Raw genomic sequence first — 11699 nt, forward strand, 5'->3', positions numbered from 1 at the left:
GCACCGCGAAACCGACTGGCCCCCGGGGCGCGCGACCGCGCATCCTGGGGGCCATGTCCGTTCCGCCGAAGTACCAGATCCGCGCCGTCCACACCGACACCACGGTGACCGTCTACCAGGCGTACCGCCCGGAGATCGGCCTCGCGGCCGCCCGCGACGGCCGCTTCCCCGCCGTGTGGAAGCGGGACCGGATGACCTGGATCAAGCCCTCGTTCCTGTGGATGATGTACCGCTGCGGATGGGGACTGAAGGAGGGCCAGGAGACGGTGCTCGCGGTGGAGATCACCCGCGAGGGCTTCGAGTGGGCGCTGCGTCACGCCTGCCTGTCCCACTACGTCCGCGGGTTCCACACCGACCGCGCCGCCTGGCAGCGCGAGCTGAAGCGGTCACCGGCCCGGGTCCAGTGGGACCCGGAGCGCGACCCGCACCTGCGCCCGCTGCCGTACCGCTCGCTGCAACTGGGCCTGGCCGGGGAGGCGTCCCGCCGTTACGCGGACGAGTGGACCGTCGGCATCCGTGACGTGACCCCGCTCGCCCGGGAGATCCACGGTCTGGTGCGCGACGGGCGCCTGCCGGAGGCCGGACGGCTGCTGCCCGAGGAGCGGCCGTACCCGGCCGAGGACGGCCTCCTCGGGCGGGTGGTGGGGCCGGAGCCGTCGGAATTGTCGTAGCTGTACGTGCCGTACGAGCCGTACGAGCCGTACGAGCCGTACGTGCCGTACGTGCCGTACGAGCCCCCCGAACCCCCCGACCCCCCGACCCCCCGAACCGTCCGGGTCGCCGGGCCCCGCATCCGTCAGCCGGTGACGGCACCCCACCAGGCGGGGGAGACGCTGAGCTGTGTCACCGGGGACAGCGCCGGCGGGAGATCCGGTGCCGCACGGACGAAGAGGCGTACGCCGGACTCGCGGACGCGGTAGCGCCGGAAGTCCGAGGTCGTGCCGCCGCCCTCCGCTCCGTCCGTGCCGTCGTCGTCCGGTTCGACCGTGCCGCCCAGGGCTGCGACGGCGGCCGTGAGGTCACCGAGGCGGACGGACGGCCCGAAGTCGCCGTACGCGCTCCGCAAGGCCGGCGGCACGGCCGACTCCGGGTCCCACCGCAGCCGGTGGATCGGGACGCTGACGCCGAAGCACGGCCAGGAGCCGTCCCGCTGCTGCTGGAACGACAGCTCGACCAGCCCGTAGTCCCGGCGCAGCAGGGCCCGGTCCCGGTCGTCGACGAAGTCGCTCCCGAGCCGTCGCTCCCACTCCTCGGGCTCCGCGCCGACACCGACGCCCAGGACGTCGCCGCGGGCGGCGACATGGGCGTGGAAATCCAGGCCGGACACCGGCGTCACTTCCTCTCCGTCGCCTCGGCCGGCGCCGGGGGTCCGGCCGTCGGGCGACGGTGACGATTGTGGACCGTCCGCGGCCGGTGCCTGTTCCGGCCGCGGACGGCAGTGCGCGCCGCCATCGGCGCGCGACGGTCACCAGCGCGCGTACAGGAGCTTGTTCGGGGAGCCGGTCCTCGGGTCCTGGACCTTGCCGGAGGTCGCGTTGGCGACCAGGGCGCTGCTCACCTGGGCCGGGGTGGCCGTCGGGTGGGTGGCGAGGTAGAGGGCCGCGACGCCCGCGGTGTGCGGGGTGGCCATCGAGGTGCCGGAGATGGTGCTGGTCGCCGTGTCGTTGTCCTTCCACGCCGACGTGATGCCCACGCCCGGCGCGAACAGGTCCACACAGGTCCCGTAGTTGGAGAAGGAGGCCCGCTTGTCGGCGGAGTCGGTCGCGCCGACCGTGATGGCCTCGGGGACGCGGGCGGGGGAGTAGTTGCAGGCGTTCGCGGGCCAGCCGAGGATGTTGCCGTTGCCCGCGGCGATCGCGTAGCTGACGCCGGAGGCGATCGAGCGCTTCACCGCGTTGTCCAGCGAGGTGTTGGCCCCGCCGCCCAGGCTCATGTTGGCGACGGCCGGCTTGACCGCGTTGGCCGTCACCCAGTCGACGCCCGCGATGACCCCGGCGGTCGTGCCGGAGCCGTTGCAGTCCAGGACCCGTACCGCCACCAGCTTCACGCCCTTGGCGACGCCGTACTTCGCGCCGCCGACCGAGCCGGCGACGTGCGTGCCGTGGCCCTGGCAGTCCTGGCCGTTCTGCCCGCCGCCGACGGTGTCCGTGCCGACCGTCGCGCGCCCGCCGAACTCGGCGTGGGAGGTGCGGATGCCGGTGTCGATGATGTACGCGGTGACGTTCGACGCGGTGGTGTCGTACGTGTACGTCGTCGACAGCGGCAGGTCCCGCTGGTCGATCCGGTCGAGACCCCAGGTCGCGCCGGTCTGCGTGTCGGCGACCCGTACGGTCGCGTTCTGCTCGACGTACGCCACGCGGGGGTCGGCGGCCAGGGCGGCGGCCTTCGCCCGCGACATGGTGGCGGAGAAGCCCTTGAGCGCCGCCCGGTACTCGTGCTTCGGCGTCACGCCGAGGTCGGCGGCGCGGGTGGAACCGTCCTTGAGGACGACGATCCAGCTGTCGTCGATCGCGACGGACGCCGGGGCCGTCCGCAGGTCGCCGACGGGCGTGCCCTGCGCGGTGGGGGAGGCGGCGAACTGGAGGCCGGCGGCGAGCGCGACCACGGGTATGAGCGCGGTGAGGCGGCGGGTGGTGGAGGACATCGGCTGGGGCACCTGAACCTCTCGTCGTGGGGGCACCGGGGCCGTACGGGCCTCGGGGTGGGGCCATGGGCGCGTACGGGCACCGCGTCCGGCGCGGTCGCGGGGACGTGATGGTGCTCCCCAGGGTCACCCCTTTGTCATGTGCCGCACAAGACGGCGTCAGTGGCCGTTCACCCCGCCACCGCCGAACTCCCACGCCAGCATCGCGAACGCCCCCTCGTCCACCGCCCCCGCCGCCCCGTACGTCCGCAGCGCGGCCCCGTTGTCCGGATCGACCCCCACCCACATCCCGTGACAGCCCCGCGCCCGCGCCCGGGCCGCCAGCGCCTCCGTGAGCGCCCGCCCCACGCCCCGCCGCCGGTGCGCCTCGTCCACCGACAGCTCGTACAGACACATCTCCACGCCCTTGTCGGGATGGCGCATCTCGACGCCCGACACGAACCCGGCGGGAAAGCCGTCCGCCGCGTACGCCACCAGCAGCACGTGCCCCGGCGCCGCGAGGAAGTCCGCGGCCCACTCCTCCCGCGGCGGCGCGTCGTACAGGTGCCCCGCCGCCATCAGCTCCGCCACCGTCGTCGCCCGCCGGATCTCCACCTGGACCTCCACCCGGACCTCCCGTCCGCACCGCCGTACCGCGCCTGGTGTACGGGGACGGTACTGCGTACGACCTGAGGAGGCCGCCGGGCTCCGCCCCCGGGCAGCCGAGCGGACCCGCGCCGACGCCTAGGCTCGACCCATGAAGCTGCGACCTCCCCGCCCGGGCCTCCCACGGTGGGCCGCCATCGGCGCCGCCCTCGCGTTGCTCGCGGGCGGCGCCGGCACCTGGACAGCCGTCGCCTCCGACGAACCCGCGCCCGTGCGGCGCGCCGACCGGATGCTCGACCTCGACGGGGTACGGATCGACACCTCGTACTTCACCGCGGGCGCCGGCGACCGCCGTCGCCCCGCCGTCCTCGTCGGCCACGGCTTCGGCGGCTCCAAGGACGACGTCCGCGCCCAGGCCGAGCAGCTCGCCCGCGACGGCTACGCCGTGCTCACCTGGTCCGCCCGCGGCTTCGGCGCCTCCGGCGGGCAGATCGGCCTCAACGACCCGCAACGCGAGGTCAAGGACGTCCGCCGGCTCGTCGACTGGCTCGCCGGCCGCCCGGAGGTGCTCCTCGACAGGCCGGGCGACCCGCGCGTCGGCATCACGGGCGCCTCCTACGGCGGTGCGGTCTCGCTGCTCGCCGCCGGACACGACGCGCGCGTCGACGCCATCGCCCCGCAGATCACCTACTGGAACCTCGCCGACGCGCTCTTCCCGAACGGCGTCTTCAAGAAGCTGTGGGCGGGCATCTTCTTCTCGGCGGGCACGCAGGAGCCGGGGGCAGCGGCGGCTCGCCAGGGCGGCAGGGAGCCGGGCGGGGCAGCGGAGCGCGGCGGGGTCGCGGAGCCGGGCGGGGCAGCGGAGAGGACGATGCCCGCCCACGACGCCTGCGGTCGCTTCAGCCCCGAGGTGTGCGCGCTCTACCAGCGCGTCGCCGTGTCCGGCAAGCCCGATCCGGCCGCCCGCGCGCTCCTGGAGGCCCGCAGCCCCTCGGCCGTCGGCGCCCGCATCAAGGTGCCCGCGCTGATCGTCCAGGGACAGGCCGACTCCCTCTTCACCCTCGACCAGGCCGACGCCATGGCGAGGACCATCGCCGCGGGCGGCGCGCCCGTCGCCGTCGACTGGACGTCCGGCGGCCACGACGGCGGCGACCGCGAGACCGAGCGCGTCCAGGGCCGGATCACCGCCTGGTTCGACCGCCACCTGAGGCGGGACGCGTCCGCCGACACCGGACCCGCCTTCCGCGTCAGCCGTACCGGAGGCGTCGACTCCACCGACGGCCGGGCCACCCTGCGCGGTGCCACCGCCGAGCGCTACCCCGGTCTCGCCGCGGCGCCCGTCTCCGTCCCGCTCGCCGGACCGCCGCGTTCCTTCGCCAACCCGGCCGGCGCCAGCCCGCCCGCCCTGTCGGCCGTACCGGGCCTCGGCGGCGGCCTCTCCCAGCTGTCCTCGCTCGGCGTGGGCGGTCTCTCGCTCGACTTCCCCGGCCAGTTCGCCGCGTTCGACGCCCGGCCGCAGAGCGCGCCGATCCGCGTCACCGGCGCACCGACCGTCCGCGTCCGGGTCACCTCCACCGCCGCCGACGGCTCGGCCGTCCTCTTCGCCAAGGTGTACGACGTGGGGCCGGACGGCCGGCAGCAGGTACTGCCCGCCCAACTCGTCACCCCCCTCCGGGTCGAGGGCGCCGCGCGGGGCCGGGAGGTCACGCTGACCCTGCCCGCCGTCGACCACGAGGTGGCCGCCGGGCACCGGCTGCGCCTGGTCCTCGCCGCCACCGACCTCGGCTACGCCTCGCCGGCCACGCCCGCCACGTACACCGTCGCCGTCCGCGGCCCCCTCACCGTGCCGACCGCGCCGGCCGTGACGACCCAGGCGGCGGGGCTGCCGTGGTGGGTGTGGGGCCTGCCGGCGGCGGGCGCGGTCGTCGCGGCGGGGCTGCTGCTCACCGCCCGGCGCCGGACGGCCGCCCCGGCCCCCGACCCCGCCCTCGCGGACGTCCCGCTCCAGATCACCGGCCTGACCAAGAAGTACAAGGGCGGTGACCGCTACAGCGTCCGCGACCTGTCCTTCCGCGTGGAACAGGGGCAGGTCCTCGGACTGCTCGGACCCAACGGCGCCGGCAAGACCACCACGCTGCGCATGCTGATGGGCCTGATCACCCCCGACGAGGGCGAGATCAGGGTCTTTGGACAGGCGATCCGCCCGGGCGCGCCGGTGCTCTCCCGGGTCGGCGCCTTCGTCGAGGGCGCGGGCTTCCTGCCGCACCTGTCGGGACGGGAGAACCTGGAGCTGTACTGGAAGGCGACCGGCCGCCCGGCCGAGGACGCCCACCTCGACGAGGCACTGCGGATCGCCAACCTGGGCGGCGCCCTGGAGCGCGCCGTCCGCACCTACTCCCAGGGCATGCGGCAGCGGCTCGCCCTCGCCCAGGCCACGCTCGGCCTGCCGGACCTGCTGATCCTGGACGAGCCGACGAACGGCCTCGATCCGCCGCAGATCCGTGAGATGCGGGAGGTGATGATCCGTTACGCGGCCGGCGGCCGGACCGTCATCGTCTCCAGCCATCTGCTCGCCGAGGTCGAACAGTCCTGCACCCACCTCGTGGTGATGGACCGGGGCCGTCTGGTCCAGGCCGGCCCGGTCGCGGAGATCACCGGCTCCGGCGACACCCTGCTCGTCACCCTCGGCGGCCCGGTGCCTGACGCGGTGGTGGAGAAGCTCGGCGCGGTACGCGTGGACGGCGGCCTGCTGGTCCGTCTCGACGCCGCCGGAGTGGCCGGGCCCACCGCCCTGATCGGCGAACTGGTCCGCCTCGACGTGCCGGTGACCGGGGTGGGCCCGCACCGCCGCCTGGAGGACGCGTTCCTGACCCTGATCGGAGAGACCGCATGACCGCCGCCGCCACCGCAGCCGCTCCCGGATACGCGCCAGGGCGCACCCTGCCGCTGCGGGTGGAGGCCGTACGCCAGCTGAAGCGCCGCCGGACGCTGGTGATGGGCCTGATCCTGGCCGCGCTGCCCTTCGTCCTGATCGTCGCCTTCGCCATCGGCGGCTCCCCGGACGGAGCGCGCAACGGCCGGATCACCCTCATGGACACGGCGACCGCCTCCGGAGCCAATTTCGCCGCGACCTGCCTCTTCGTCTCGGCGGGCTTCCTCCTGGTCATCCCGGTGGCCCTGTTCTGCGGGGACACGGTCGCCTCGGAGGCCGGCTGGTCGTCCCTGCGCTACCTGCTCGCCTCACCCGTCCCCCGCGCCAGACTCCTGTGGTCCAAGCTCGCGGTGGCCCTCGCCTTCAGCGCCGCCGCCATGCTGCTGCTCCCGCTGGTCGCCCTGGCCGCCGGCACGGTCGCCTACGGCTGGGGCCCCCTGCAACTCCCCACCGGGGGCTCCCTCCCGGCTGCGGAGGCCCTGCCCCGCCTGGCCCTGGTGGTCGCCTTCGTCTTCGTCTCCCAACTCGTCACGGCGGGCCTCGCCTTCTGGCTCTCCACCCGCACCGACGCTCCCCTCGGCGCGGTCGGCGGCGCCGTCGGCCTCACCATCATCGGCAACGTCCTGGACGCGGTCACCGCCCTCGGCGACTGGCGCGCCTTCCTCCCGGCCCACTGGCAGTTCGCCTGGGCGGACGCCCTCCAGCCCCACCTGGAATGGTCGGGCATGGCCAAGGGCACGGCGATCTCGGTGACCTACGCCCTGGTGCTGTTCGCGCTGGCGTTCCGGGGCTTCGCGCGGAAGGACATCGTGTCCTGATCTCCAACGACTTGACGAAGTCGTACAAGAATCGAACACGTGATGTTCACATGCCATTTCCCTTGATCGGCACCCCACTTTGTCTCTAGGTCGACTTTTTCGGGCTTCTGAGCTGGCATTCTGCGTCCGGTTGTGTGCGCGATGTGAGGAGGAGGGGAGGTGAGCGGCCGCCGCCTTGTATGTCACCAATCGAAAGAGATCTGCCGGTTCGATTCAAAAGATCACCCCACCGCTCCTCCGGCAGCCTGGGTAGCGTCCTCGTCGCGTGCACGAACCGTGTGCACGTTCAACGAGGCTGGGGGGCCTTATGGGGTGGGGAAGACGTCGCCGCAGAGCGACATACGGGGCCGTCATCACGACGCTGACGGCTGTCATCGCGGGCGGCACTGCAGTCTTGCCGGCCACCGCGCAGGAGGTCGTCGCCGCACAACAGGCGGACGCCGTCCTGCGGGCGGGCGCCGTCGCCGCCGCGGCGCAGAGCGGCGAGGCACCCAGCGAGGAGCTCGCCAAGGCCGCCGCCAAGAAGAGCGGTCACGCCGTCGAGGTCACCAGCCTCCGTGATGAGCGGCGTGACGTTTTCGCGAACGCCGACGGGTCGTTCAGCGCGCGCGAGTACACCCAGCCTGTGCGCACGCGGCGAGGTGAGGGCTGGGTGCCCGTCGACGCCACCCTCGTCGACAACGGCGACGGCACCTGGTCTCCGAAAGCCGCGACCGTAGACCTGGAGTTCTCCGGCGGCGGCAACGGACCGTTCGCCCGGATGAGCCGGATCGGCCGAGAGTACGCCCTCACCTGGCCCGGCGGTGCGCTGCCGACGCCGAAGGTCGAGGCCGACACCGCGACCTACGCGGAGGTGCTGCCCGGCGTCGACCTCGTGGTCCGCGCGGGTATAGAGGGCTTCTCACACTACTTCGTCGTCAAGACGGCCGAGGCCGCCGCCAATCCGGAGTTGGACACCCTGGAACTCGGCCTCTCGACGAAGGGGCTGACCGTCAAGGAGACGCCGGGTGGCGCTGTCCAGGCCGTCGACTCCGCCGTCGGCGGCACCGTCTTCGAGTCGGGCAGCGCGTCCATGTGGGACTCGGCCGCCCCCGTCGCGCCGGCCCGTGCCGCGGCCGCGCAGGACACCGGACCGAGCGCCGTACACCCGAGGCCCGCCCTCGACGCGGCCGACGGCGGCCGCAAGGCCAGGGTGGGCATCGACGTCGCCAAGGGCAAGCTGACCCTGAGGCCCGACCTGAAACTGCTGCGCGGCAAGAACACCGGTTATCCGGTCGTCATCGACCCGACCCCACGCACCACCGGCACCACCGCCTGGACGGGCGTGATGTCGGGCATGCCGAACGAGCAGGACTGGAAGTACTCCGGCGACGCGGGCGTGGGCCTCTGCCCCGTCGACCAGACACCTGCCTCGTGCTCGGGGATCGGTGTGCGCCGGCTGCTGTTCAGCTTCCCCATGGGCTTCTACAAGGGCAAGCAGATCCTCAGCAGCACCTTCTCCGCCCGCGTGGCGAAGGTCTACTGGAACGACTTCCGGGCCGAGCCGATCGACCTGTACCGGGTCGGCGGCGCCAACTACACGGTCACGGAGTCCAGCAACTACTCCAACACCTCCGACGACTGGACCAACCAGCTGCTGAGGGTCAACCAGAAGATCGTGCCGACCACCTGCGGCAGCCAGGCGAACCTCCACTTCAGCAACGGCGCGGTCCTCACCGACGTCCGCGCGGCGGCCGCCGGGGGCTGGAACACGATGTCCTTCGGCCTGCGCGCCGGTGACGAGACAGCGTACGCGGGATGGAAGCGCATCTGCGGCAACGCCTACCTGTCGATCACCTACAACACGCCGCCGCTTCAGGTCGCCAACGCCACCATGAGCTCGAACCGGGGGGCAGGTGCGTCACCGACCCGGCTCAGGCGCCTTACGTGGACGGCCTGCCGCAGTTGCGCGCCGAGGCCAGGGACCCCGATCACACGGCGACGTCCAGCGACCCGGTGAAGATGCAGTACCAGGTCTTCTACCGCGACGCGGCCAACGTCGAGAAGAGCTACTTCGCGGAGACCGGCTACAAGGCACCGAACGCGGGCACGCACTTCACCCACCAGGTCACCGCGCCGCCGGCGCCCACGGGTCCGGCCATGTACTACCCGACGACGAAGATGGTCTACCAGCGCTCCACGCCGACCGCGGGTCCCAACACCGCGCAGATCCCGTTTGACGCCACGGGCAGGAAGGTCCTCGTCGGCGACTGGAACGGCGACGGACTCGACACCCTGGGTACCTACGACCCGGCAACGCGGACCTTCGCCCTGCGGGACAACAATGCGGGTCCGGACAACATCGACTTCGCCTTCGGAAGCGCGGGCGACCTCCCGGTCGTGGGCGACTGGAACGGCGACGGCGTCGACACCGTCGGCGTCTGGCGCCCAAGCAGCCACATGTTCTACCTGAACAACGAGCACACCAACAGCGTCGCGGACGTCTCCTTCGTGTACGGCGCCGACGGCATGACCCCGCTGGTGGGTGACTGGAACGGCGACGGCCTCGACACGGTCGGTATGTACTACGGAGCGATCAGCCGTTTCTACATCCGCAATTTCAACAGCGCCGGTGGTAACAGCTACGAGATCCACTACGGCAGCGTCGGCGACCAGCCGGTCGTGGGTGACTGGAACGGCGACGGCACGGACAGCACGGGTGTCTGGCGGCCGTCCAGCCACATCTACTACCTGAACAACGAGCATGCCAACAACGTCGCGGACGTCTCCTTCGTGTATGGCGCCGACGGCATGACCGCGCTGGCCGGCAAGTGGGTGTCCGGTATCCCAGAGAACACCACGATCTCCTGGCAGGCCCGCGCCTTCGACGGCGATGCCTGGGGGCCCTGGAGCTCCGCCAACGGTGCCGGCCGCTGTGTCGTACGGCGCGACTCAACCATCCCGGCCAGGCCGATCGTCACGGGCACGCCGTACAAGGACGACAACCAGTGGCGCGACGGCATCGGCGGCATGGGAGTGTTCAGGATCACTCCCGCCGACAAGGACGTGGCCAGCTTCCGCTACAGCTTTGACGACGCCCCGCCCACGACGCGCGTCGCCCTCAGCGGCCTGATGCTGACGTGGACCCCGACCTGGGCAGGACGCCACACCCTGTGGGTCGAATCCGTCGACGGTGCCGGGCACACGAGCGCGCGAACGACGTACAGCTTCCTGGTCGCGAGCGGGCGGATCGCCCAGTGGAGCCTCGCCGACCCCGAAGGCAGCACGGAGGCTCTCGACGAGGTGGGCAGCTCCCCTGCCCACCCCGGTACGGGCGTGACCTTCCAGGTGGCCGGCAGGGGCGGCAAGTCCGACCCGGTGGCGCGCTTCGACGGTACGTCCCTCGCCTACCTCACCACTGCCGACGAGCAGGCTCCGGCGGAGGACGCCTCCGTCGTCGACACGACGCTGGGCTTCTCGGTGAGTGCCTGGGTCAAGCCGGCGGCCCTCGACCGTGACATGACGGTTCTCAGCCAGGACGGCACCGACCAGGCCGGCTTCGTGCTCGGCTACGACGCCGCCACGAAGTCCTGGGCCTTCTCCGCGCCCGACGCGGACGGCACGGCAAACACCCGCTACGCGGCCCGGGTCGACGCCGGCGCCGCCGCGGTCGACGAGTGGGTCCATCTGACGGGTGTGTTGGACACCAAGTACACCGCCGTGCCGCAGCTCCGGTTGTACGTGGACGACGGTGACCCGGCGACTCCGACGGCCACCGCGACGGCCGAGCGGAGCACCTCATGGGCGGCGACGGGTGCCTTCCAGATCGGCCGGGCGAAGATTGACGGTACCTACGGTGCCCCCTTCGCGGGTGACATGTCCCAGGTGCGGGTCTACAACCGACCCGTGACCACCGGTGAGATCGCCGAATTCCAGACGGTCCGGCCGGCACGCAAGGCGTATTGGGACTTCGAGACCGACGCCGTGGACGGCAAGGTGCCGAACATCGAAAGCACGGGCGCCCCGTTGGCTCTGTACGACGAGGCGAAGGTCTACCGCAGGCTTGCTCATCGCGACCCGGTGGCTCTCTCCGGCAACGGCCACGTGGTTCTTGACGGCGTCAACGACCACGCGTACACCAGCGCGCCGGTCGTGGGCGGCGACAAGAGCTTCACGGTGGCGGCTCGTGTGCGGTTGACGAACGTCGACTCCACCACGACCCAGACGATCCTGTCCCTCCCGGGGCAGAACACCGACCGGCTCGCGGTCCGCTACGACGGTGCGACCAAGCGCTTCAAGCTCACACTGACCGCCGGAGACAGCGCCACGGCCAAGACAACGGAGCTGGCGAACGCTGACGCCCTGCCCTCCGCGACGGGCAGCGGCAACCACCTGGCGGTCGTCTACGACGCGGTGACGCGGAACCTGCGGCTCTACGTGGACGGCGGTGAGCCGGTTCAGGTCACCGTTGAGGACCCGGCCGGGTGGGCCTCCCCCGGCGGGCTCCAGGTGGGTCGCTCGGTGAAGGCCGGCCAGTACCTGTCCGGCGCCGTGGACGAGGTGCGGGCCTACGCCGGTGGGCTGTCTCCGACCGTGATCTCGATGCTGAACAACGTGACGCCCGAACCGAATCTCTAGTTCGGTCGGCCTGGCCGGGCGGCTCTCCTCGGAGATCGCCCGGCCGGTTCGGCGTTCGGCGCCACCACTTTTTCCTTCTTCCTTCCGACCTCTCATCGGAGTC

At 72.3% G+C, this 11699-nt stretch carries 8 protein-coding genes; 5 read left to right on the forward strand and 3 right to left on the reverse strand.

What is annotated here, in order from left to right; all coding sequences use genetic code 11:
• Positions 1–53: 53 nt before the first annotated feature.
• The gene (locus tag ABD954_RS22365) at positions 54–671 is read left to right on the forward strand and encodes a DUF4291 domain-containing protein (RefSeq protein WP_345488178.1); all 618 of its coding nucleotides are present in this window, start codon (positions 54–56) and stop codon (positions 669–671) included.
• Between the two features lie 125 nt (positions 672–796).
• Here ABD954_RS22365 and ABD954_RS22370 read toward each other — a convergent pair whose 3' ends face one another.
• From ABD954_RS22370 to ABD954_RS22380, 3 genes are all read right to left on the reverse strand, one after another.
• On the reverse strand, positions 797–1327 hold the full coding sequence (locus ABD954_RS22370) for a hypothetical protein (RefSeq protein WP_345488179.1): 531 nt from the start codon (positions 1325–1327) through the stop codon (positions 797–799).
• Positions 1328–1465: 138 nt separating this feature from the next.
• Positions 1466–2644, reverse strand: coding sequence for a S8 family peptidase (locus ABD954_RS22375; protein WP_345488180.1), 1179 nt, complete (start codon positions 2642–2644; stop codon positions 1466–1468).
• A 159-nt stretch (positions 2645–2803) separates the two neighbouring features.
• The gene (locus ABD954_RS22380) at positions 2804–3238 is read right to left on the reverse strand and encodes a GNAT family N-acetyltransferase (RefSeq protein WP_345492387.1); all 435 of its coding nucleotides are present in this window, start codon (positions 3236–3238) and stop codon (positions 2804–2806) included.
• Between the two features lie 142 nt (positions 3239–3380).
• On the opposite strand from ABD954_RS22380, the gene ABD954_RS22385 reads away from it, so the two are divergent.
• The 4 genes from ABD954_RS22385 to ABD954_RS22400 all read left to right on the forward strand — a co-directional run bounded on the left by ABD954_RS22385 (position 3381) and on the right by ABD954_RS22400 (position 11596).
• Complete coding sequence (locus ABD954_RS22385; protein WP_345488181.1) at positions 3381–6122, forward strand: alpha/beta fold hydrolase; 2742 nt, start codon at positions 3381–3383, stop codon at positions 6120–6122.
• Positions 6119–6979, forward strand: coding sequence for an ABC transporter permease (locus ABD954_RS22390; RefSeq protein WP_345488182.1), 861 nt, complete (start codon positions 6119–6121; stop codon positions 6977–6979). Before ABD954_RS22385 ends, ABD954_RS22390 begins: the two co-directional genes overlap by 4 nt.
• Positions 6980–7373: 394 nt before the next feature.
• On the forward strand, positions 7374–8978 hold the full coding sequence (locus ABD954_RS22395; protein ID WP_345488183.1) for a hypothetical protein: 1605 nt from the start codon (positions 7374–7376) through the stop codon (positions 8976–8978).
• Complete coding sequence (locus ABD954_RS22400) at positions 8906–11596, forward strand: LamG domain-containing protein (protein ID WP_345488184.1); 2691 nt, start codon at positions 8906–8908, stop codon at positions 11594–11596. Before ABD954_RS22395 ends, ABD954_RS22400 begins: the two co-directional genes overlap by 73 nt.
• Positions 11597–11699 lie beyond the last annotated feature (103 nt).

This window comes from Streptomyces roseoviridis (genome assembly GCF_039535235.1).
Lineage (GTDB): Bacteria > Actinomycetota > Actinomycetes > Streptomycetales > Streptomycetaceae > Streptomyces > Streptomyces roseoviridis.